Source organism: Streptomyces sp. enrichment culture, from assembly GCF_964273145.1.
In the GTDB taxonomy this organism is placed as follows: Bacteria; Actinomycetota; Actinomycetes; order Streptomycetales; family Streptomycetaceae; genus Streptomyces.
On sequence record NZ_OZ186873.1, the window covers coordinates 4,760,673 to 4,783,590 of the forward strand.

The window sequence follows — 22,918 nt, forward strand, 5'->3', positions numbered from 1 at the left end:
GGGGCGGCCGCGCTCAGACGCCGGCCGGGGCGAGCACGATGTCGAAGCGGACCTTCGTCCAGGTGCCGTCGACGACGCGCCCGTCAGGGGTCGGCGTACCGGCCGGCCGGCGCTCGAAGTCCTTGATCAGCGACTCCTTCACGCCGAAGACCGTGTCGGAGTCCAGGAGTTCGTCGCCCCGGACGAAGATGTGGGTCACGAGGGTCCTGCACCCCGGCGCCTCGACCATGAAGTGCAGGTGCGAGGCCCGCATCGGCGAACGGCCGGTCGCCTCCAGCATCCTGCCCACGGGCCCGTCGTGCGGGATCGGGTACGGCGTCGGCGTGATGCCCCAGAAGCGGTAGCTCCCGTCGGCCTCGGTGAACAGGTGCGCCCGGGCCGCGACCCGGCCGTCTCCGTACTGCACGTCGTAGAAGCCGTCCTCGTCCGCTTCCCAGACCTCGATCCTCGCCCCGGGGACCGGGTTGCCGTCGACGTCGGTGACGGACCCCTCGACCCAGCACGGTTCGCCGGCGGCGCCGAAGGACATGTCCCCGCCCGGCTCGATCTTCGGGGACCCTTCGACGAAGAAGGGGCCGAAGACGGTGGCCTCGGTGGCGTCGCCGTAGGCCTCGTTGTTGATCGTGATGGTCTGCATCGACGCTCCGAGGGTGTCGGAGAGCAGGATGAACTCCTGGCGCTTGTCGTCCGTGATGTGCCCGGCGGCGGTGAGGAACTCGATGGCCTTGCTCCACTCCTCCTCGGTGAGGCGGACCTCGCGCAGGAAGGCGTGGAGGTGCTTGACGAGCGCCTGCATCAGCTCCTTCAGGCGGGGGTCCCGGCAGGAGTCGAACGAGGCCTGTACGCGCGCGAGCAGGTCTTCCTCGCGTGCGGCCTGCTCCGGCGAGATGGCGTGGACGGGCGTGGGGGTCACGCGGGCTCACTTCCTTCCCAGGCCGCGCGCAGCAGCGCGGTGAGGTTCTCCTCGGTCACGGGAGCGGGGTTGCCGCCGGGAACGGCGGCGAGGATGGGCGCCACCGCGCGGGTGATGCCCTCCTCCGGCATGCCGTGGTCGCGCAGCGCGCGCGGGGCGTCGAGCGTCTTGCGCAGCGCCGCGAGGCCCTCACCCGCGGTCGGGCTCCCGAAGGCCCGGGCGATGCGCCGTTCGGCCTCGGGCGCGGAGGGGGCGTTGTGGGCCAGTACGTGCGGCAGCACCACCGCGTGGGTCTGGGCGTGCGGCAGGCCGAACATCCCGCCGAGCACGTGGCAGATCTTGTGGTGCATCCCCGAGCCGGCCGACGCGAAGGCGACGGCGGCCAGATGGGCGCCGTACAGCGTCCGCTCGCGTCCCTCCAGCCCGGTCGGGTCGGCGGCCACGGCGGGCAGTCCGCGGGCCAGTGCGCGGATGCCCTCGCCGGCCAGGGCCCGGTCGATCGGGTCGGCCCGCGGCCCCCACATGGAGTCGACGCAGTGCGCCAGCGCGTTCAGGCCGCTGGCCACGGACGTCTCCACCGGCAGGCCCAGCGTCAGGGAGGCGTCGTAGACGACCGAGCGCGGCAGGACCCGGGCGTCGACGCCGGTGGTCTTCACCTCCCCCTCGGTGAGGCCCCAGACGTTCGTGGCCTCCGAACCGGCGTAGGTGGTGGGGACCGCCACGATCGGCAGACCGGTGGTCAGCGCCACCGCCTTGGCCAGGCCGGTCGTCGAGCCGCCGCCGACACACACCAGCGCGTCCACGCGGCCCGCGGTCGCGGCCCGGCGGGCACGCTCGGCCACCTCGACCGGAACGTGCATGACGACCTCGTCGTGGCGCACCGCGACCGGCAGGTCCGCGCCGATGCGGTCGGCGAGGGACGCCCGCGCCGGCGCGGCGATGAGCATGACCCGCGTCGCGCCCAGGCCGGCCACCTCGGCCGCCACGGCGGCGGGTGCCCCGCCGGGGGCGAAGACGACGCGCTGCCCCAGCGTTTCGTGAGTGAACCGCACGGGTCAGTCCCTTCCGAGGATCGTGGTGAGGGCGCCGCGAAGTGCCGCCTCGGGGTCCTCGGCGAGACTCATCGAGCGCCACGCGACGTGCTTGTCGGGGCGGACCAGGATCGCGCCCGACTCCTCGACCTCACGCAGCCTGGCCCAGTCGTAGTAGAGGTCGGTGACGTCGCGGCCCGGGCCGATCACCACCGTCTCGAGCGGGACGCCGAGGTCCCGCGAGACCTTCTCGGCCGCTCCCGCCCACTCCTCGCCCGCGATGCCGGTGAGCAGGGTCCAGCGCGTGTACGGCGCCAGGTCCATCAGGGCCAGCTTGGTGACGTGGTCACCGACCCACGCGTGCGGGAGGTGGGCACCCGGTGACGTCGACATGACGTAGAAGAGGTCCTCGTCCCCGCCGGGCGCGGGCCGCGTGCCGTCGGAGACGATCGCGGTGGACTCGTAGAACTGCCCGAGCTCCACGCCATGGGCGTTGAACTCGTAGTTCTTGGTCTCCATCGCGGTGACGAGCGCGGCCCGCTTGGCCGCGCCCTCGGGTGTGTCGGCCTTGCGCTCCTCGATCGCGGCCCACATCCCCGCCTCGTCCCTCGCGTCGAGGACGCCGAGGGCCCGGAAGATGCCGGCGAACTCGCGGCTGGACCTGTTGGCCCGCTTGACGATCCGCTCGGCCACGGGAGCGCGCTCGGCCGAGTACGTCTCCAGCAGCGACGGGCCGGCCTGCCCGCGCAGCACGGCGGCGAGCTTCCACGCCAGGTTGTAGGAGTCCTGGACGCTGGTGTTCGAGCCCAGGCCGTTGCTCGGCGGGTGGCGGTGGACGGCGTCACCCGCGCAGAAGACACGGCCCTTCTGCAGGTGGGTCGCGTACATCTCGTTGTTGCCCCAGAGGCTGGTGCCGGTGATCTCCACTTCGAGGTCCGGCATGCCCAGCAACTGCCGCACGATGCGGACGGCCTCGGCCTCGTCGACCACCGGCGGCTCGCCGTCGATGTCGTAGCCCCACACGATGAGCCACTCGTTCCAGGGCCGCACCATCCGGACCAGGCCGGCGCCGATGCCGCCGACGTCGGCACCCGGCTGGATCACCCAGTACAGGACGGACGGCCGGTGCCCGACGTAGCTCTCGATGTCGGCCTTGAACGTGATGTTCATCGAGCCGGCGATGTCCATCGCGCCCTCGTAGGGCAGGCCGATGTCCGCGGCGACCTTCGACCGGGCGCCGTCGGCGCCGATGAGGTACTTCGCCCGGATGTCGTACTCCTGGCCGGTGAGCCGGTCGCGGACCCGCACCGTGACGCCCGTGTCGTCCTGCGTGTGCGACAGGTACTCGGTGGAGAAGCGGGTCCGGGTCCCGCGCGCGGTGGCGTTCTTGACGAGGATCGGCTCGAGGTAGTTCTGCGGGATGTCGACGGTGAGGCAGGGGGAGGCCAGCCGGTAGTCGGCCTCCCGGTCGGGCCCGGTGCCCCAGGTGCGGATGCGGCCGATCTCCTCCCCCGCTATGGAGGTGCAGAAGACGGTGTCGCCGATGAGGTGGTGGGGAGTGGCGTCGGCCAGCACCTGGTCCTCGATCCCCAGGTCGCGGAAGATCTCCATCGCCCTCTGGTTGGTGATGTGCGCGCGGGGCGTGTTCGCGGTCCAGCGGTACTTGGTGATCATGATGTTGTCGATCCCCAGGGTGGACAGGGACAGCGCCGCCGCGGCACCGGCCGGACCGGAGCCGACGATCAGGACGTCGGTCTCCACCTGCGATGACGTCGAAAGCGCGGTCCCACCGGGACCGTCGTCGAACTGGGGCACGTCGGATGCCTCACCTTCTGCTCACGGTGCTCTGCGAGCAGCGTGGCACCGGCGCCGTCCCACCCCGGCCGGATCGGTGGGGGGACGGCCGAAATCCGTACGGACCGATGGGCTCAGCGGTGTTTCGCGGCCGCACGGCGCAGTTCACCGGCGGCGATGCCGAAGCGCTCCCGGAAGGTCTGCGAGAAGTGCGCGGCCGACCGGAAGCCGCACATGGCCGCCACCGCGGCCGTGGACAAGGTGGGAGCGTGCGGGCCGGACAGCAGGGTGTGGGCGAGGTCGAGCCGCCGTCCGAGCACGTGGCGGGGGAAGGTCCTTCCCGTCTCGGCGAAGACGCGGGTGAGTTGGCGGACGCTGACGCCCACCGCCCGCGCGACCTCGGTGGCCGAGAGCCGGGGATCGCGGAGCCTGTCCTCGATGTGGGCGCAGGCCAGCGCCCGGTGCAGGACATGGGGCCGGACGGCGCCGCCGCTCACGAGGGCGGACAGGAGGTCCACGAGGGTCTGTTCGTCGGGCGGCGCAGGGTCCCGGCCGTCGAGGGCGCGGCCGACGAGACGGGTGATCGCGCGGCCGTACGGGTTGGCCTCGTTCCCGCGGACGATGAGCGGTTTCCCGGGGGCGGGGAGGCGGACCTCCTCCGGAAGGGCACGGCGGTCCGCGCGCAGGACCAGTTCGTCCAGGCCGTCGCCGAATCCGCGCGCGAAGTGCCCGTCCGCGTCGCAGACGAGGAGGTCGCCGGGGCGCAGGACCTGCCGTCGCCCCGCTTGCTCGAACAGCGCGTTCCCGCGGAGGGAGACGAAGACCGCCACGGCTGCTGTCGGCTGCCGTCCGACGAGGTCGGGGGAGCGCTCCACCGCGTGCGCCGTGGTCCGGACCCGGGCCAGACGGACCCGGTCGAGCTGGAGGTTGTCCTCCCGGGCCCGGAACTCCTCGTTTTCCCGCGTCCGGCACGTCAGCGCGATCAGGGCGTCCGCGTTGTGCTTCTCCCAGGCCGGCAGCCGCCGTTGCGGTGGGACCTGTGCCGTGGAGAACGCCCGCACCGGGCGGATCACCGTGGGGGGCGCGTGAGTTGCGTGCATGGGGACGAGCCGGGGTTCCGGGGGAAGCGGTCAGTCCTGTGCCGGTCGACGGCCATGTCCTCCCGGACGGTCATGGCCTGTCGGTCCCGGACCTCGCGCGGTGAAGGTCCGTTCGTGCGCTCACCGTAGGGTCGGGTTGTTTATGTGTCAACCACCGTGGGGGTACCGGCAGATGGGCGCGCTCCGCTTCGACGGACGCCGGGATCAGGGGCTCCGACCCGGAGGGACGAGGCCCGTCACGGGGAGCGCGGGGAGGGGGAAGCCGCGTCCGCGCCGGAGCGCTAACCGCGCTCGCGCAGCGCGCACAGGGTGTCGATGCGGTTCGTCGTGATCGAGTCGACGCCGGCGGCCAGGAGCCGGCGCATCGAGCGGCGGGTGTCGGGCGTCCACACCGACAGCAGGTGGCCGTCGCGGTGGACGCGCTCGGCCAGGGCGCGGTCCACCAGCGAGAAGCGGTAGTTGAGCCAGCGCGGCCGGACCGCCTCCAGCAGGGCCGGCCGCGGCGGCGCCAGCGTCGTCCACGTCAGGGCGATCTCAGCGGCCGGGTCGGCGGCGCGGACGGCGAGCATGACGCGGGCGCCGGCGCAGTAGTACACGCGGTCCTGCGCGCCGCACTCCCGTACGACGTCCACGATCCGGCGCACCGCCCGCGGACCCGGGGCGCCGGGCAGGTCCAGCATCACCCGGCTGCCGTCCGTCGCGGCCAGGGCCTGCGCCAGCGTCGGCACCCGGCCACCGGTCAGGTCGCGCACCTCGGCCGCCGTCAGGGAGAGCAGCGGACGGTCCTGCTCCCACAACCGCTTCAGCGTCTCGTCGTGCAGCAGCACGGGGACGCCGTCGCGGGTGAGCCGTACGTCGATCTCCACCGCGTCCGCGCCCAGGCGGAGCGCGGAGCGCAGCGAGTCGAGGGTGTTCTCACGGAAGCGGTAGGGGTCGCCGCGGTGGGCCACGGCCGTCACGGTGTGCATGCGGGCCATTGTGGCGGGACGCGGCGGGCCCCCCGCCCGGCGGGGTTCAGGAATCGAGCCACCGGGCGGTGTACGCGTCGATCTCCTCCTTGAGCGCGGCCTTGCCCGCCGCGTCGAGGAAGGACGCCTCGACGGCGTTCTTCGCCAGCTCGGCCAGGCCCCGCTCGTCGAGGTCCAGCAGCCGGGCGGCGACCGCGTACTCGTTGTTCAGGTCGGTGCCGAACATCGGCGGGTCGTCGGAGTTGACCGTCACCAGGACCCCGGCGCGCGTGAACTCCCTGATGGGGTGCTCCTCGAGGGTGCGGACCGCGCGGGTGGCGATGTTGGAGGTGGGGCACACCTCCAGCGGGATGCGGTGCTCGGCGAGGTGCGCCAGCAGCCGCGGGTCCCGCGCGGAACTGGTCCCGTGGCCGATGCGTTCGGCCCGCAGGTGGGTGAGGGCGTCCCACACCGTCTGGGGACCGGTGGTCTCGCCGGCGTGCGGCACCGAGTGCAGACCGGCGGCGATCGCCCGGTCGAAGTACGGCTCGAACCGCGGGCGCGGCACGCCGATCTCGGGGCCGCCGAGCCCGAAGGAGACCAGGCCCTCCGGGCGCAGCCGGTCGTCGGTGGCCAGCCGCGTCGTCACCTCGGCGGACTCCAGGCCGGCCTCGCCGGGGATGTCGAAGCACCAGCGCAGGACGGTCCCGAAGTCGGCCTCGGCCGCCTTGCGGGCGTCCTCGATGGCGTCCATGAAGGCGCGCTCGTCGATGCCGCGCCGGACGGAGGAGTACGGGGTGACGGTCAGCTCGGCGTAGCGGATCCGCTGCCGGGCCATGTCCCGGGCCACCTCGTACGTCAGCAGGCGGACGTCCTCCGGGGTGCGGATGAGGTCGACGACGGACAGGTACACCTGGATGAAGTGGGCGAAGTCCGTGAAGGTGAAGTAGTCGGCCAGCGCCTCGGGATCGGCGGGGACCCGGCTGTCGCGGTGGCGGGCGGCCAGCTCCGCGACGATCCGGGGGGAGGCGGATCCGACGTGGTGCACGTGCAGTTCGGCCTTGGGCAGCTGGGTGATGAAGGCGTGCAGGTCACGAGGGACGCGCGCGTCGACGAGACGGTCGGTCAAGGTTCCTCCCCGGAAGCGGCGTCCTCGGCCGGGCGGGCGGACCGCGGGACGCGGGTGATCGGCTGATCGGTGGGTCGGGGATCATCGTAGGCCGGTCCCGTGCCGCAGGGGGCGGGCCGTAGCATGGCGGGACGATCGACCCAGGGGGACGCGACATGACGGACGCAATGCAGCCGGGCGGGGATTCCGCGGGCGGTCACGACCCGTGGGCGCCCCCCGAGGGCAGGACGCCGCCGGCCAAGGGAGCCGGGCCCGCCGGCGCGGCGCCCGGGCAGCAGCCGCCGTCCGTGCACGACCAGGCCACGACGGCCTCGGTGCCGGCCCCCGGGTACGGCCCCCCCGGCCCCATCCCGCCCGTCGGGCCCCCCGCCCCCGGGGAGGCGGCCGCCTACGGCGGCGGAGCCTTCGCCGTGCCGCCTCCGCCCGTCGCGCCCACCGGCCCGGGCGTCCCCGGCGGTTACGGCTACCCGGCGCCGCCCCAGGGCTACGGCTGGCCCGGCGCGCCGATGCCCCCGCAGAACGGCATGGGCACCGCGGCGATGGTGCTGGGCATCCTCTCCTGCTGCCTGTTCTGCCTGTACGGCGTGGTCTCCGTGGTGCTCGGCATCCTCGCCGTGGTCTTCGGCGTCAAGGGACGACGCAGGGCCGAACGCGGCGAGGCCGCCAACCACGGCCAGGCGGTGGCCGGTCTGATCACGGGCGCCATCGGCATCGTCCTCGGCCTCGCCGTGATCGTCCTGATCGTCATCGGGATCACCTTCGCCATCAACGAGGAGCGGGAGTCCGACCCTTACTACGGCGCCGCCCGCCCGGGACCGGTCGCCGCGGCGACGGACCGCTGATCCCTTCCCGCCGTCTCTCCCCCCCGCCCCGTCCCGGCGGGGCCTCGCCGAGGGGAGGGCGACCGCGCCGCCCGGACGCCGGCGAGGGGAGGGCACCTCATGCCCGCGCCCGGCCCGGACCCGGTGGGTTCGGGCCGCCGCCGTCCCGTCCCCTCAGCCCGCCCGCAGCCGCGCCCGCGCCTCCATCAGCGCGAACCCGAGCAGGTTCAGCCCCCGCCACCTGCGCGGATCCGTCGCCGCCTCGTCGTGTGCCGCCAGCCCGATGCCCCACACCCGGTCCACCGGGCTCGCCTCCACCAGCACCCGCTCGCCGGTGTTCAGCAGGAACTCCCGCAGGCCGGCATGGGCGGCGAACTTGTGGACGCCGCCCTCGACGACGATCCCGAACCGCTCCCGCTCCCAGACGGACTCGTCGAAACCGCGCACCAGCCGCCCCTCCCTCTTGGCCTGGGCGGGATGCTCCGCCGCCAGCACCCGTGCCTCGGCCTCCGCGTCCGCGAAGAGCCGCGCCTTGCACGCCATCATCCAGTGCTCCGCGGTCGCGTACTCCACCCCGTCCACGGTGAACGGCGACGGCCACCACTGGCTCAGGCAGCCCGGACCGATCCGGCCGTCCGGCCGCGGCCGGTGTCCCCAGAAGCAGAGGTACTTGGTCCGCGCCCCCACGCGTATCCGGTCGATGAGGGCTTCCCGCGAGCGGACCGCTCCCGTGATCTCTTCCATGGGCGGGAGTCTGGCAGGTGCCGTCGGCACCCCGTCCGCCCCGGTGATCTGCGAATCACCACTTGATCGACAGATTCCGTCGCGTAACCAAAAGGAAACAACGGAATCACTTGTTGGAGTCCAAGTGCTCTGCCAGGATCGGCACTCACGCCGAGCCTGAGCCACACCGGCACCTCGCGGAGGCGTCCCCTCGGGACCGGTCCCGTCGGCATCCGGGCCCTCGGGGACGGCCCCACGGTGACGCGGCGGTGGTCCGCGAGGACCGGCACCGCACAATCTTCGGGGACCGACAGCCAGCTCACGGGCCGCCGACCGCGGCCGACCCACCCGAAAGGGCATCACGCGCATGGAGCAGTACGAGCCCGAGCGCCTCTCCGCGGCCCAGGTGGCCGCCGTACGGCGCGGCTTCCGCGCCGGCCGGGCCTCCCTGACCCGCCGTTCACTGCTGCGCGCCGGTGCCGGCGGCGTGCTCGCGGCGGGCGGCCTCGGGACGCTCAGCGCCTGCGGCATCCCCCCGGCGGGCAGGACGCGGGACGGCGCGCCGGCCGAGGACCACTCGGCGCGGGAGAAGGAGGTCGTCTTCTCCAACTGGACCGAGTACATGGACGTCGACGACGGCGGCACGCGGCACCCGACGCTGGAGGAGTTCACCAGGCGCACCGGCATCGAGGTCAGGTACACCGAGGACATCAACGACAACAACGAGTTCTTCGGCAAGATCAAGCCGCAGCTCGCCGCGGGCCAGGACACCGGCCGCGACCTCATCGTCCTCACCGACTGGCTGGCCGCCCGCCTGATCCGCCTGGGCTGGGTGCAGAAGCTGGACCCGGCCAACCTGCCGCACGCCTTCGCCAACCTCTCGCCCCAGTTCCGCGAGCCCGACTGGGACCCGGGCCGCGCCTACTCCTATCCCTGGCAGGGCATATCGACCGTCATCGCCTACAACGAGAAGGCGCTGGACGGCATCGAGGTGACCTCGGTCTCCGACCTGCTCGACAACGCCCGGCTCAAAGGGCGCGTGGGCCTGCTGGCGGAGATGCGCGACACCGTCGGCATGACCCTGCTCGACATGGGCAAGGACCCGGGCCGCTTCACCGACGACGACTACGACGCGGCCGTCGCCCGCCTGCAGCGCGCCGTCGACAAGGGGCAGATCCGCCGCTTCACCGGCAACGACTACACCGCCGACCTCAGCAAGGGCGACTTCGCCGCCTGCCTGGCCTGGGCCGGCGACGTGGTCCAGCTCCAGGCGGACAACCCGGACATCGGCTTCGTCGTCCCCGACAGCGGCCACATCACCTCCAGCGACAACCTGCTGGTCCCCGCCAAGGCCCGGCACAAGGCCAACGCCGAACGGCTCATCGACTACTACTACGAGCCCCGGGCGGCCGCCGAACTCGCCGCCCACATCAACTACGTCTGCCCGGTCGACGGTGTGAGGGAGGAGCTCGCGAGGATCGACGCGGACGCGGCGGACAACCCGCTGATCCTTCCCGACAAGGCCATGCAGGCCGGGGCCCGTGCCTTCCGCTCGCTCAGCTCGACGGAGGAGACGGCCTACGAGGCGAAGTTCGCGAAGCTCACCGGGGCGTGACGAGATGAAGACGACGGACACGGCCGGCGCCGTGCGGACCGGCGGCGACGTCCGCCTGACCGGCATCAGCAAGACCTACGGCTCCTTCACCGCCGTGCACCCGCTCGACCTGACCGTGCCGCGGGGTTCCTTCTTCGCCCTGCTCGGCGCCTCCGGCTGCGGCAAGACCACCACCCTGCGCATGATCGCCGGCCTGGAGGAGCCCACCACCGGCACCGTGTCGCTGGGCGACCGGGACATCACCCACCTGCCGCCCTACAAGCGGCCGGTGAACACCGTCTTCCAGTCCTACGCCCTCTTCCCGCACCTGGACGTCTTCGAGAACGTCGCCTTCGGTCTGCGCCGCCGCGGCGTCAAGGGCGTGCGGAAGCGGGTCGAGGAGATGCTCGACCTGGTGCAGCTGGGGGAGCAGGCCCGCAAGAAGCCCCACCGGCTCTCCGGCGGCCAGCAGCAGCGCGTCGCGGTCGCCCGCGCCCTGATCAACCACCCCGAGGTGCTGCTGCTCGACGAGCCGCTCGGCGCCCTCGACCTGAAGCTGCGCCGCCGGATGCAACTGGAGCTCAAACGCATCCAGACCGAGGTCGGCATCACCTTCGTGCACGTCACGCACGACCAGGAGGAGGCCATGACGATGGCCGACACGGTCGCCGTGATGAACGCGGGACGGGTGGAGCAGCTCGGCGCACCCGCCGACCTGTACGAGAACCCGCGCACCACGTTCGTCGCCAACTTCCTCGGCACCTCCAACTTCATCGAGGCCGAGGTCGACTCCCGCAGCGGCGACGACGTCGTCCTGAAGGCGTGCGGCGGCAGGCTGGTCCTGCCTGCGGCCCGGTGCGCCGCGCCCGTGACGGCCGGCGGCAAGGTGCTGGCCGGCGTCCGCCCGGAGAAGATATCGCTGACGCACGCCGACGACGCCGGCTCCCTGCCCGCGGGCCGCAACCGCCTCGCCGGGAAGATCGCCGAGGCGGGTTTCACCGGCGTCTCCACGCAGTACGTCGTCGACGGCCCCGCCTGCCCGCGCTTCTCCGTCTACGTCCAGAACGTCGACCGCGACGCCCGTCTGGTGCCCGGCGCCGACGTCGTCGTGCACTGGAGCCCGGCGCACACCTTCGGTCTGGACGCCGCCCAGGACGCCGGGGCCGGCGTGGAGGAGGCCGTCCGATGACCGTCACGCCCACCCAGGCGCCACCGCCGCCCGGCCCGGCCGCGCCGGAGCGGAGGCCCCCGCGCAGGCGGGGCCGCCGGACGCCGTACTGGCTGCTGCTGCCCGGCGTCCTGTGGCTGGTCGTCTTCTTCGCGCTGCCGATGGTCTACCAGGCGTCCACGTCCGTGCAGACGGGCTCGCTGGAGCAGGGCTACGAGGTCACCTGGCACTTCGCCGCCTACGGGGACGCCCTGTCCGCGTACTGGCCGCAGTTCCTGCGCTCGGTGACCTACGCCGCCACCGCGACCGCGCTGTGCCTGCTGCTCGGCTACCCGCTCGCCTACCTGATCGCGTTCCGCGCGGGCCGCTGGCGCAACCTGATCATGATCGCGGTGATCGCGCCGTTCTTCACCAGCTTCCTGATCCGCACCCTGGCCTGGAAGACGATCCTCGCCGACGGCGGCCCGGTCGTCGGCGCCCTGGACGCGCTGCACGTCCTGGACGTCACCGGCCGGCTCGGCTGGACGGCCGGCGACCGCGTGCTGGCCACACCGCTGGCGGTGGTGTGCGGTCTGACGTACAACTTCCTGCCGTTCATGGTCCTGCCGCTGTACACCTCCCTGGAGCGGATCGACCCCCGCCTGCACGAGGCCGCCGGCGACCTGTACGCCCGGCCCCTCACCACCTTCCGCAAGGTCACCCTCCCGCTGTCGATGCCCGGCGTCGTCTCCGGCACGCTGCTGACCTTCATCCCGGCCGCCGGCGACTACGTCAACGCCGACCTGCTCGGCTCCACCGACACCCGCATGATCGGCAACGTCATCCAGACCCAGTTCCTGCGGGTCCTCGACTATCCGACGGCCGCGGCGCTCTCCTTCATCCTGATGGCCGCGATCCTCGTCATGGTCACCGTCCACATCCGCAGGTCCGGCACGGAGGATCTGGTCTGAATGGCCTTCGTCAACTGGCTCAAGCGCAATCTGGTCGTCCTCGCCGGACTGCTGACGCTCGTCTACCTGCTGCTGCCGAACATCGTCGTCACGGTGTTCTCCTTCAACCGGCCGAAGGGCCGTTTCAACTACGAATGGCGGCAGTTCTCCACGGACGCCTGGAAGGACCCGTGCGGGGTCGCCGGCCTGTGCGGCTCGCTCTCCCTCAGCCTCCGGATCGCCTTCTGGGCGACGCTGGGCGCCACCGTGCTGGGCACGATGATCGCCTTCGCGCTGGTCCGCTACCGGTTCCGCGCGCGGGGCGCGGTCAGTTCGCTGCTCTTCCTGCCGATGGCGATGCCGGAGGTGGTGATGGCGGCCTCGCTGCTCACCCTCTTCCTCAACATGGGCGCCCGGCTCGGCTTCTGGACCGTCCTCGTCGCCCACATCATGTTCTGCCTGAGCTTCGTCGTCACGGCCGTCAAGGCGCGCGTGATGTCGATGGACCCGCGGCTGGAGCAGGCGGCGCAGGACCTGTACGCCGGCCCGTTCCAGACGTTCCTCCGGGTCACCCTGCCGATCGCCGCGCCCGGCATCGCGGCGGGCGCGCTGCTCGCCTTCGCGCTCTCCTTCGACGATTTCATCATCACCAATTTCAACGCGGGCTCGGCCGTCACCTTCCCCATGTTCGTGTGGGGCTCCGCCCAGCGCGGAACGCCCGTGCAGATCAACGTCGTCGGTACGGCCATGTTCGTCGTCGCCGTGCTGTCCGTCCTCGTCCCGATGCTCGTCGGCAGCCGCCGCGGCAAACACAAGGCGTAGAACCCCGTAGGGAGTTGACATCATGGCCCCGAGCGCCATGAACCGCTGGACGAAATCCCTCTCCGAGGCCCGGCCGGTCCCGTACTGGCTGGACGATCCCGGCAGGCCCCGCCCCGAACCCGCCCTCACCGGCACCGGGAGCTGCGACCTGCTGGTCGTCGGCGGCGGCTACAGCGGACTGTGGACCGCCCTCGTCGCCAAGGAACGCGATCCGCGGCGGGACGTGGTGCTGCTGGAGGGCCGCGAGGTGGGCTGGGCCGCCTCGGGCCGCAACGGCGGTTTCTGCGCCGCCTCCCTCACCCACGGCCTGCCCAACGGCCTGGCCCGCTGGCCGGAGGAGATCCACAGGCTCCAGGAGCTGGGCGCCCGCAACCTCGACGAGATCGAGCGCGCCGTCGCCCGCCACGTCCTCGACTGCGACTTCGAACGCACCGGCGAGATCGACGTGGCGACCGATCCCCACCAGGCCCGGGAACTGAGGGAGCTCCACGAGGAGCTCACCAGCCGGGGCCTGGCCGACGGCATCGAGTACCTGGACACCGACGCGGTGCGCGAGCAGGTGGACTCCCCGACCTTCCGGGCGGGCCTGTACGACCGCCGGGGCGTGGCCATGCTGCACCCCGCGAAGCTCGCCTGGGGCCTGAAGCGGGCCTGCCTGCGCCTCGGCGTCCGCATCCACGAGCACACCCCCGCCCTGACGCTGCGCCCGCACGGGGCCGGCATGGCCGTCCGCACCCCCTACGGCGCCGTCCGCGCCCGCCACGTCGCCCTCGGCACCAACGTCTTCCCCAGCCTGGTCAGGCGGGTGCGCGCCTACACCGTCCCGGTCTACGACTACGCCCTGATGACCGAGCCGCTCACCGTCGGCCGGCTCGCCGCGATCGGCTGGAGGAACCGCCAGGGCCTGAGCGACAGCGCCAACCGGTTCCACTACTTCCGCCTCTCCGCCGACAACCGGATCCTGTGGGGCGGCTACGACGCGGTCTACCCCTACGGCGGACGGGTGCGCGCCGAGTACGACGACCGTCCGCGGACCTACGCCAGGCTCGCCGGGCACTTCTTCACCTGCTTCCCGCAGCTGGAGGGCGTCCGCTTCACGCACGCCTGGGGCGGCGCCATCGACACCTGCTCCCGCTTCTCGGCGTTCTTCGGCACCGCCCACCGGGGGAGGGTCGCCTACGCGGCCGGGTACACGGGCCTGGGGGTGGGGGCCACCCGGTTCGGCGCCGAGGTGATGCTGGACCTGCTGGCGGGGGAGCGCACCGAGCGCACCGAGCTGGAGATGGTCCGCAGGAAGCCGCTGCCGTTCCCGCCGGAGCCCTTCGCCTGGACCGGCATCGCGCTGACCAAGTGGTCCCTGGCCCGCGCCGACGCGCGCGGCGGGCGGCGCAACCTGTGGCTGCGGACGATGGACCGGCTGGGGCTGGGCTTCGGCAGCTGAGCGGCGCGCCCGCGCGGCCGGGGCCGGGCCGGATGCCTCCCGGGCCGGTCCGCGGCGACGGTCACCCAGGGGATCGCGGTCGCCGGGACCGGTGCCGGCCGCCCCGGCCGGCGGCCACCCGCAGGCAGACGAGCAGCACCGTTCCCAGGCACCAGCTCGCCACCACGTCCAGCGGCCAGTGGTAGCCCCGGCGCACCAGCCCGAACGAGACGCCGAGGACGAGGACGGCGCCGGTCGCGACCAGCGTGCGACGCGCGGCGGCCGAGCGCAGCCGGGGGAGCAGGAGCAGAACGGCCCCGCCGTACGCGACGACGGCGGTGGCGGTGTGGCCGGACGGGAAGTAGCCGACGGCCGGCGGCACGACCGGCGTGCCCGGGCGGGCGGTCCACTCCTTCAGCGGGACGATCAGCAGCGGCACCAGCGCCATCGCCGCGGCGCCGGCGAGCGGCGGCAGCCACCAGCGGCCCGCCCCCGCGGCCCGGCCGCGCCACGCGGCGCGGACCAGCGCGGCGGCGAGGACGGGCAGGGCCACCCGGACGTCGCCGAGGTCGGCGAGCAGTTCGGAGAAGCCGTCCGGACGGACCAGCGCCCGGCTGAGGCGCTCGTCGGCGCGCACCAGCGGACCGTCGGCGACGACCTGCCAGGTGATCAGCGCGAAGAGGAGCGCGGGCAGCACGAGCAGGAGGAGAAGGGGGAGCGGGAGAAGAGGGGGAGCCGGCCGCCCGGGAACAGGGGGGGAGGTTCCGGGACGGCCGGCGTGACCGGAACGCCGCACGCCCCGGGGGGTCTGGGACGTGCGACCGTCCGATCGGTGAGGAGACCCGGAGTTGGAAGCTCCGGTTGTGTGCGCGAAGGCACGACCAGATCGAAGCTGGGGAGGCCCCGGCCTGGTGTCGCCCGCGGTCTCCCGCGGGCGGGGTGTGTCACTCATCTGCGGAGAACCTACGACAGGGCGGGGGCGCAGGACAGGGCGATCGTCGTCCTGCCATCCACCTCCCACACGTTCTTCACACGCCCTGCCGCCGACCGCGCCAGACGTGCGGTGCCCCCGCTCGGATGTGCGGGCGGGCGTGCGCGCGAAGGCGGGGTCAGATGCCCGCGAACGCCTGCTCGATGATGTCGAGGCCCTCGTTGAGCAGGTCCTCGCCGATGACCAGCGGCGGCAGGAAGCGCAGCACGTTGCCGTAGGTGCCGCAGGTCAGGACCAGCAGGCCCTCGGCGTGGCAGGCCTTGGCCAGCGCGCCGGCCGCCTCGGGGTCCGGCTCCTTGGTGGCGCGGTCCTTGACCAGCTCGATGGCGATCATCGCGCCTCGGCCACGGACGTCGCCGATGACCTCGAACTTCTCGGCCATGGCCGTCAGGCGGCCCTTCATGACCTCCTCGATCCGCTTCGCCCTGGCGTTGAGGTCGAGCTCCTTCATCGTCTCGATCGCGCCCAGCGCACCGGCGCAGGCGACCGGGTTGCCGCCGTAGGTGCCGCCCAGGCCGCCCGCGTGCGCGGCGTCCATGATCTCGGCGCGGCCGGTGACGGCGGCCAGCGGCAGACCGCCCGCGATGCCCTTGGCGGTGGTGATCAGGTCCGGGACGATGCCCTCGTCCTCACAGGCGAACCACTGACCGGTGCGGCAGAAGCCGGACTGGATCTCGTCGGCGACGAAGACGATGCCGTTGTCCGAGGCGAACTGGCGGATCGCGGGCAGGAAGCCCTTGGCCGGCTCGATGAAACCGCCCTCGCCGAGCACCGGCTCGATGATGATCGCGGCCACGTTCTCGGCGCCGACCTGCTTGGTGATCTGGTCGATCGCCTGGGCGGCGGCCTCGGGGCCGCAGTTGTCCGGGCCGGTCGGCCAGCGGTAGCCGTAGGCGACCGGGACGCGGTAGACCTCGGGCGCGAACGGGCCGAAGCCGTGCTTGTACGGCATGTTCTTCGCCGTCAGCGCCATGGTCAGGTTGGTGCGGCCGTGGTAGCCGTGGTCGAAGACGACGACCGCCTGGCGCTTGGTGTACGCGCGGGCGATCTTCACCGCGTTCTCGACGGCCTCGGCGCCGCTGTTGAACAGTGCCGACTTCTTGGCGTGGTCGCCCGGGGTCAGCTCGGCCAGCGCCTCGGCGACGGCGACGTAACCCTCGTACGGCGTGACCATGAAACAGGTGTGGGTGAAGTCGGCGAGCTGCGCGGACGCCCGGCGCACGACGGCCTCGGCGGAGGCGCCGACGGAGGTCACGGCGATGCCGGAGCCGAAGTCGATCAGGCGGTTGCCGTCGACGTCCTCGATGATGCCGCCGCCCGCGCGCGTGACGAAGACCGGCAGCGTGGAGCCCACGCCCTGCGCGACCGCGGCGGTACGGCGGGCCTGCAGCTCCTGCGACTTCGGTCCGGGGATGGCGGTGGCGACGCGGCGCTCCTGCGGAAGTGCGGTCATGCGGGGCTCCTGGGGGTGTTACGGACGCTTTCCTTCTGTTCTCGCAGGCTAGGACGGGGACAGGGGGGCGGGCATGCTCCATGTGGGCGTTGTCCGACGGCCCGGTTGTCCGCGGTGGACATAGCGGTGGCCGGTGCCGGACGGAGAGGCGTGCCGTGCCGGGTGGAGTGGTGTGCGCACGGGGTGGCCGGTGCCGGACGGAAGGGCGTGCCGCTGGTGCGTCCGGGCGGGTCCGGCCGCGTAAACGGTGAACTCCCCTGGCCGGGGGCGTTAGATTGACTCGCTGATGGGTCACGGAACGGTTGGTGGAACGGCCGGTCAGGGGGCAGGGGCGATGGACAGCGACGGGAACCGTGACGCGCGGGGCACGCACGCGCACCCTGTGCCGCGTCCGGCGGGTCCGCCCGGGACGCCCGGGCTGCCGGGGGCGTTCGAGGGGTCCGGAGCACCCGGGGTGCCCGAGATGCCCGCGGTGCCGCCGCGTCCGGCGCGCGCACCCGGGACACCCCCGCCGCCGGACGGCTCGGCCTTCCTGGCCTGGCTGCGCACGCCCCGGCCCGAGGCGCCGCCCGGCGTCTGGCGGTTCGGGCACCGGCCGCGGCCGGCCGAGGAGCCCGAGCAGGTCCCGGCCCGGCAGCTGCTGAGCGGGGCGCTCATCGCCCTCCTGGTGGGCTGGCTGATCTGGTCGCTGCTGTGGAACGGCTACCTCGGCAGCTGGTGGGTGCTGCCCCTGGAGCTCTTCACGCCGGACTCCTGGCGCCGGAACAACGACCGCGTCGGCAACGCCGTCCTCTGGTACGGCTACTACACGGTCATCGCCCTCGCCATCCTGCTGTTCACGGCCCGCCTGGGCCGGTGGTCCGAGGTCTGGCGCCGCTACGGCCCGCCCGCCTGGCGCGGGACGGCCCCGGGCGCCGAGCCGCCGCACGCCCCGGGCGAGGACCCCGCCGAGTGGCCCGCCCTGCGCGCCGCCGGGGCCGCGGACGCCGCCGAGCGGCTCGCCCGCGACGCCCGCGCCGGGTTCATGAGGGACGTCGACCACGCCCGGATCACCCGCGCCTGGCAGGGCGTGCGCACCGGCCGCCACAGCCTCGCCGCCTTCACCCGGGCCGTGCTGGAGGACGGTGCCGCCGCCTGCCCGCACCCCTCCGGCGCCCGCGACCTGCCCGCCCGGCAGGCCCCGCACGACCTGGTCACCGGGCAGGTCCGGCTCGGCACCACCGCCGACGACCCCCGCAACCCGTACGCCTACCGCGGCACCGGTCTCGCCCTCGGCCCCGAACTGCTCGGCACCTCCCTGCTCGCCGTCGGGCCGGCCGGCTCCGGCAAGACCGGCAGCCTGGTGAGGCCGCTCGCCGAGTCGCTGTGCCTGCACGCGCTCGCCGGGCGCGCCGCGGTCGTCGTGGTCGGCGCGGCGGGCGCGGGGCTCGGCCCGGCCGACGCCTACGACGTCGTCGTACGCATCGGGAACCCGGACTCCGTCCACGACCTGGACCTGTACGGCGGGAGCACCGACCCCGACGAGGCGGCGGCCGTCCTCGCCGAGGCCCTCGTCGGGGACCTCGCCGACCCGCACCCCGGCAGCGACAGCCGCCGCTCCACCACCGTCCTCGCCCAGCTCCTGGGGCCCTTCCGGGCGGTCCACGGCCGCTTCCCCTCCGTGCCGGAACTGCGGCAGCTGCTCGACGGGGCGCCCGCGCCGCTGGCCGCGCTGCGCCAGGCGCTCCAGGACGCCGGACAGGAGTCGCTGCTGCGGGAGCTGGACGCCCGCGAACGCCAGATGGCGCACCCGGGCGACGTGGCCGGGGTGCTGGCCGACCGGGTGGCGCTGCTGGACCGGCCCGCCTTCGCCCCCTTCTTCGACACCTCCGGCCGGTCCCGGCCGTTCTCGCTCAGGGCGCTGGACCACCCGGTGCGGGTCCGCATCGACCTGCCCGAACGCGGCCACGCCGACGCCTCCCGCATCCTGGCCCGCCTGGTGCTCGCCCAGTTCACGGCGAGCGTGGCGGTACGGGAGGACCGGTCGCTCTTCGCCTGCCTGGTACTGGACGACGCGAGCGGCGTGGTCACCCCGGAGGCGGTGCGCGGCATCCAGCGGCTGCGGTCGGCCCACGCCGGGGTCGTGCTGACCCTGCGCACCCTGGACGACGTACCGCGTGCGCTGCGCGGCCCGCTGCTCGGCGCCACCGGCTGCCGGATGGCGCTGTCCGGGCTCACCCCCTGGGACGGGCAGGACTTCGCCGAGGTGTGGGGCAAGGAGTGGACCGAGGCCCGCGACGTCACCGACCGACAGATCATCGCCGAGACCCCCGCGGGCAAGGCGGCGCACATGCTGCGCCGGGTGATCACCGGCAAGGCGCCGACCGCCCGGGCGGTCACCGTCCGCCAGGTCGAGCGGGAGCGCTGGTCGGCGTCGGAGCTGGCGCACGCCGTGCCGCCGGGTCACGCGGTGCTGTCGCTGACCACCGTCCGGGGCGAGCACGCGCCGCCGCTGCTGGTGGACCTGCGGGGGTGAGCCCCCGGTCGGGCACGCGGGACCGTACGGGCTGCATGGACCATACGGTGAGGCAGAATCGATCCAGGTCGTTCATACGTCGCGGCCAAAAGATCGCCGGGATGATCGCGGTGATCACACCTTCCTGACGCAGACCTGAAGGCCCCATGCCCCCCACCCTCGCCTCGCTCGTCCACCACTCCGCGCTCAAACTGACCGTGCGCGCGGGCGAGGACCGCCTCGACGTGCCCGTGCGCTGGGCGCACGCCAGCGAGCTCGCCGACCCCGTCCCCTACATGGAGGGCGGGGAGCTGCTGCTGATCACCGCGCTCAAGCTGGACGCGGAGGACCCGGAGGCGATGCGCCGGTACGTGCGGCGGCTGGTCGGGGCCGGGGTCGTCGGGCTCGGCTTCGCCGTCGGCGTCAACTACGACGAGATCCCCCAGGCCCTCGTCGACGCGGCCGAACAGGAGGGGCTGCCGCTGCTGGAGGTGCCGCGCCGCACCCCCTTCCTCGCCATCAGCAAGGCCGTGTCCGCCGCGATCGCCGCCGACCAGTACCGGGCGGTCACGGCGGGCTTCGCGGCCCAGCGCGAGCTGACCCGGCAGGCGCTGGCGGACGGGCCGGAGGGCCTGCTCGGCGCGCTCGCCGCCCAGGTCGACGGCTGGGCGGCGCTGTACGACGCCTCCGGCTCCGTCGTCGCCACCGCACCGGAGTGGGCCGGGCGCCGGGCCGCGCGGCTCACGGCGGAGGTGCAGCGGCTGCGGGAGCGGCCCGCGCCCGCCTCCTCGGTCGTGGGCTCCCCCGACAACGAGGACCGCGTCGAACTGCACTCCCTCGGCACCGGACGCAGGCCCCGCGCCGCGCTCGCCGTCGGCACCGCCGCCGCCCTCGGCACCGCCGAGCGGTACGCCGTCCACTCCGCGATCGCCCTGCTGACCCTGACGACGGAACGCTCCCGGTCGCTGCACGCGGCCGAGCAGCGCATCGGCGCCGCCGTCCTGCGCATGCTGCTCGCCGCCGAACCCGACCACGCGCGCGCGGTCGCCGGGGACCTGTACGGCGACCTGCTGGACGCCCCCTTCCGGATGATCGTCGCCGAGACGGCGCCGGGACCGGCCGCGCGGGCCCACGCGCCCCTGCCGCCGGCGAAGCCCGCCGCCGCGGCGCCCGCGGCCGACCAGGGCGGCGGCCCGCTCGGCGCCCTCGCCGAGGCCGTGGAGTCGGCGGCGGCCCGCGCGGGCGAGGCGGTGCTCGTGGTGCCGGAGGGGGAGCGGCTGGTGGTGCTGGCCGCCGACGGGGGAGCGGCGGTCGCCGCCTGCACGGAGCACGCGGCGGCGCTGCAGGGGGGACGGACGGCCGGCGCGCCGGAGCCGGCGGCGGGCGGCGAGGGCGGCGAACTGGTCGTCGGCCTGTCCGCGCCCTCCGGCCCCAGCGGCGCGTCCGCCGCCTACCGGCAGGCCGAGCAGGCACTGTCGGTGGCCCGGCGGCGCGGCAGGGTCTGCGTGGAGCACGAACAGCTCGCGGCCGGTTCGGTGCTGCCGCTGCTCGCCGACGACGCGGTGCGCGCCTTCGCCGACGGGCTGCTGCGCGCCCTGCGCGAACACGACGCGACCGGACGCGGCGACCTGGTCGCCTCCCTGCGCGCCTGGCTGTCCCGGCACGGCCAGTGGGACGCGGCGGCGGCCGACCTCGGCGTGCACCGGCACACCCTGCGGTACCGGATGCGGCGCGTGGAGGAGATCCTCGGCCGCTCCCTGGACGACCCGGACGTGCGGATGGAGCTGTGGCTGGCGCTGAAGGCGACGTCGCCCGAGCAGAGCTGAGCGCGGGACCGCACGGGACCGCGAGCGGGGCCGGGGGCACCCGCCCGGAAACCCGGGGCGTCCACCGGACGGAACCCGCCGGCGTGCGCCGAAGCGGCGTGTCTCCGTCCCCCACTGCTACGTTCCGGACAAACGTCCCTCCGCCGTCCCGCCCCTACCGTGGACCCAGCACCCCTGTACACCCCCAACGCGGAAGGGCCGGGACTCCACATGACTTCCCCCCACGCCTTCTGGCTCGCCGGCCGCCAGGCCACCGGCGAGGACACCTTCGACGTCACCTCCCCGTGGGACGGCCGCCTCGTCGGCGAGGTCGCCGTGCCGACCGACGCGCAGGTCGAGGAGGCCGTGGCCGCCGCCTACGCGGTGCGGGACGAGTTCGCCGCCACCCCCGCCCACGTGCGCGCCGCCGCTCTGGACCACGTCAGCCGGCGCCTGGCCGAGCGCACCGAGGAGATCGCCCGGCTGATCTCCGCCGAGAACGGCAAGCCGATCAAGTGGGCCCGCGGCGAGGTCGGCCGCGCGGTGTCCGTCTTCCGCTTCGCGGCCGAGGAGGCCCGCCGCCACAACGGCGGCGACGGCCAGCGCCTGGACACCGACGCCGGCGGCCAGGGCCGCCTCGCCCTGACCCGCCGCTTCCCCAAGGGCGTCGTCCTCGGCATCGCGCCGTTCAACTTCCCGCTGAACCTGTGCGCCCACAAGGTCGCCCCCGCGATCGCCGTCGGCGCGCCGATCATCCTCAAGCCGGCCCCGGCCACGCCGCTGTCCGGCCTGGTCCTGGGCGAGCTGCTCGCCGAGACCGAGCTGCCCGCCGGCTCCTGGAGCATCCTCACCGTCCCCAACGACCGCATGCCCGCCCTCGTCCAGGACGAGCGCCTGCCGGTCATCTCCTTCACCGGCTCCGACAAGGTCGGCTACGCGATCATGGACTCGGTGCCGCGCAAGCACTGCACGCTGGAGCTGGGCGGCAACGGCGCGGCCGTCGTGCTGGCCGACTGGGCGAGCGACGAGGACCTGGACTGGGCCGCGAACCGCATCGCGACCTTCTCCAACTACCAGGGCGGCCAGTCCTGCATCTCCGTGCAGCGCGTGATCGCCGACGCCTCCGTCTACGACCGCCTGCTGCCGCGCATCGTCGCCGCCGTCGAGGCCCAGGTCACCGGCGACCCGAACGACGACAAGACCGACGTCGGCCCGCTGGTCAGCGAGGACGCCGCCAAGCGCGTCGAGTCCTGGGTCACCGAGGCCGTCGGGGCCGGCGCCTCGCTGCTCACCGGCGGCGAGCGCGACGGCGCCACCTACGCCCCGACCGTCCTGGCCGACGTCCCGGCGGACGTGACCATCGCCTGCGAGGAGGTCTTCGGCCCGGTCCTGACCGTGCAGAAGGTGAACGGCGAGGCCGAGGCGTTCGAGGCGGTCAACTCCTCCAAGTTCGGCCTCCAGGCGGGCGTCTTCACCCACGACCTGCAGACCGCCTTCCGCGCCCACCGCGCCCTGGAGGTCGGCGGCGTGGTCATCGGCGACGTCCCCTCCTACCGCGCCGACCAGATGCCGTACGGCGGCGTCAAGCAGTCCGGCGTGGGCCGCGAGGGCGTCCGGTACGCGATGGACGACTACACCTACGAGCGGGTCCTGGTCCTGACCGGCCTGGCCCTCTGACGGCCGCACCCCTCAGGCCGACGGCCCGGGCCCGCTGTGCGGGGGCCCGGGCCGTCGGCGTCCTCACCCGGGCCGGCCCGGAGCCCGGTGGCTCCCGGCCGGTTCCG

The 22,918-nt window shown here is 73.8% G+C and carries 18 protein-coding genes; 9 read left to right on the plus strand and 9 right to left on the minus strand.

Annotated features, from left to right (window positions below):
• Nucleotides 1–13 precede the first annotated feature (13 nt).
• The 6 genes from ACSU6Z_RS21600 to ACSU6Z_RS21625 form a co-directional block, all read right to left on the minus strand.
• The gene (locus ACSU6Z_RS21600; RefSeq protein ID WP_437047918.1) at nucleotides 14–913 is read right to left on the minus strand and encodes an intradiol ring-cleavage dioxygenase; all 900 of its coding nucleotides are present in this window, start codon (nucleotides 911–913) and stop codon (nucleotides 14–16) included.
• On the minus strand, nucleotides 910–1,965 hold the full coding sequence (locus tag ACSU6Z_RS21605) for a maleylacetate reductase (protein WP_437047920.1): 1,056 nt from the start codon (nucleotides 1,963–1,965) through the stop codon (nucleotides 910–912). The genes ACSU6Z_RS21600 and ACSU6Z_RS21605 overlap by 4 nt, the downstream gene beginning before the upstream one ends.
• A gap of 3 nt (nucleotides 1,966–1,968) precedes the next feature.
• Nucleotides 1,969–3,759: an FAD-dependent oxidoreductase gene (locus tag ACSU6Z_RS21610; RefSeq protein WP_437047921.1), complete on the minus strand. Its 1,791-nt coding sequence runs from the start codon at nucleotides 3,757–3,759 to the stop codon at nucleotides 1,969–1,971.
• A 113-nt stretch (nucleotides 3,760–3,872) separates the two neighbouring features.
• Nucleotides 3,873–4,838, minus strand: a complete 966-nt coding sequence (locus tag ACSU6Z_RS21615; protein ID WP_437047923.1) for a helix-turn-helix domain-containing protein — start codon at nucleotides 4,836–4,838, stop codon at nucleotides 3,873–3,875.
• 281 nt (nucleotides 4,839–5,119) lie between these two features.
• On the minus strand, nucleotides 5,120–5,806 hold the full coding sequence (locus ACSU6Z_RS21620) for a glycerophosphodiester phosphodiesterase (RefSeq protein WP_437047924.1): 687 nt from the start codon (nucleotides 5,804–5,806) through the stop codon (nucleotides 5,120–5,122).
• Between the two features lie 46 nt (nucleotides 5,807–5,852).
• Nucleotides 5,853–6,914: an adenosine deaminase gene (locus ACSU6Z_RS21625; RefSeq protein WP_437047925.1), complete on the minus strand. Its 1,062-nt coding sequence runs from the start codon at nucleotides 6,912–6,914 to the stop codon at nucleotides 5,853–5,855.
• Nucleotides 6,915–7,069: 155 nt separating this feature from the next.
• On the opposite strand from ACSU6Z_RS21625, the gene ACSU6Z_RS21630 reads away from it, so the two are divergent.
• A complete protein-coding gene (locus ACSU6Z_RS21630; protein WP_437047927.1) occupies nucleotides 7,070–7,756 on the plus strand; it encodes a DUF4190 domain-containing protein in 687 nt (228 codons plus the stop codon).
• A 153-nt stretch (nucleotides 7,757–7,909) separates the two neighbouring features.
• On the opposite strand, the gene ACSU6Z_RS21635 is transcribed toward ACSU6Z_RS21630, so the two are convergent.
• Entirely contained in the window at nucleotides 7,910–8,479 is a 570-nt protein-coding gene (locus ACSU6Z_RS21635; protein WP_437047929.1) for an NADAR family protein, read from the minus strand.
• Between the two features lie 346 nt (nucleotides 8,480–8,825).
• On the opposite strand from ACSU6Z_RS21635, the gene ACSU6Z_RS21640 reads away from it, so the two are divergent.
• Genes ACSU6Z_RS21640 through ACSU6Z_RS21660 form a run of 5 tightly spaced genes read left to right on the plus strand, consistent with a single transcriptional unit; the run spans nucleotide 8,826 to nucleotide 14,412 of the window.
• A complete protein-coding gene (locus ACSU6Z_RS21640; RefSeq protein ID WP_437047931.1) occupies nucleotides 8,826–10,073 on the plus strand; it encodes a polyamine ABC transporter substrate-binding protein in 1,248 nt (415 codons plus the stop codon).
• A 4-nt stretch (nucleotides 10,074–10,077) separates the two neighbouring features.
• The gene (locus ACSU6Z_RS21645; protein WP_437047933.1) at nucleotides 10,078–11,241 is read left to right on the plus strand and encodes an ABC transporter ATP-binding protein; all 1,164 of its coding nucleotides are present in this window, start codon (nucleotides 10,078–10,080) and stop codon (nucleotides 11,239–11,241) included.
• Nucleotides 11,238–12,170, plus strand: coding sequence for an ABC transporter permease (locus tag ACSU6Z_RS21650; protein ID WP_437047935.1), 933 nt, complete (start codon nucleotides 11,238–11,240; stop codon nucleotides 12,168–12,170). The genes ACSU6Z_RS21645 and ACSU6Z_RS21650 overlap by 4 nt, the downstream gene beginning before the upstream one ends.
• Nucleotides 12,171–12,971 carry an ABC transporter permease gene (locus tag ACSU6Z_RS21655; RefSeq protein ID WP_437047937.1) on the plus strand — a complete coding sequence of 267 codons (801 nt, stop codon included), beginning with the start codon at nucleotides 12,171–12,173 and terminating at the stop codon, nucleotides 12,969–12,971.
• A gap of 22 nt (nucleotides 12,972–12,993) precedes the next feature.
• A complete protein-coding gene (locus ACSU6Z_RS21660; protein ID WP_437047939.1) occupies nucleotides 12,994–14,412 on the plus strand; it encodes an NAD(P)/FAD-dependent oxidoreductase in 1,419 nt (472 codons plus the stop codon).
• Nucleotides 14,413–14,473: 61 nt separating this feature from the next.
• Here the strand turns inward: ACSU6Z_RS21660 and ACSU6Z_RS21665 are convergent, their stop codons facing one another.
• The gene (locus ACSU6Z_RS21665) at nucleotides 14,474–15,088 is read right to left on the minus strand and encodes a phosphatase PAP2 family protein (RefSeq protein WP_437047941.1); all 615 of its coding nucleotides are present in this window, start codon (nucleotides 15,086–15,088) and stop codon (nucleotides 14,474–14,476) included.
• A gap of 412 nt (nucleotides 15,089–15,500) precedes the next feature.
• Nucleotides 15,501–16,835, minus strand: a complete 1,335-nt coding sequence (gene gabT, locus ACSU6Z_RS21670) for a 4-aminobutyrate--2-oxoglutarate transaminase (RefSeq protein ID WP_437047943.1) — start codon at nucleotides 16,833–16,835, stop codon at nucleotides 15,501–15,503.
• Between the two features lie 334 nt (nucleotides 16,836–17,169).
• Here gabT and ACSU6Z_RS21675 point away from each other — a divergent pair, with 334 nt between their 5' ends.
• From ACSU6Z_RS21675 to ACSU6Z_RS21685, 3 genes are all read left to right on the plus strand, one after another.
• Nucleotides 17,170–19,350: an ATP-binding protein gene (locus tag ACSU6Z_RS21675; protein WP_437047944.1), complete on the plus strand. Its 2,181-nt coding sequence runs from the start codon at nucleotides 17,170–17,172 to the stop codon at nucleotides 19,348–19,350.
• Between the two features lie 146 nt (nucleotides 19,351–19,496).
• Nucleotides 19,497–21,155 carry a PucR family transcriptional regulator gene (locus ACSU6Z_RS21680; protein WP_437047945.1) on the plus strand — a complete coding sequence of 553 codons (1,659 nt, stop codon included), beginning with the start codon at nucleotides 19,497–19,499 and terminating at the stop codon, nucleotides 21,153–21,155.
• 210 nt (nucleotides 21,156–21,365) lie between these two features.
• The gene (locus ACSU6Z_RS21685) at nucleotides 21,366–22,811 is read left to right on the plus strand and encodes an aldehyde dehydrogenase family protein (protein ID WP_437047947.1); all 1,446 of its coding nucleotides are present in this window, start codon (nucleotides 21,366–21,368) and stop codon (nucleotides 22,809–22,811) included.
• The last annotated feature ends 107 nt before the right edge of the window (nucleotides 22,812–22,918 follow it).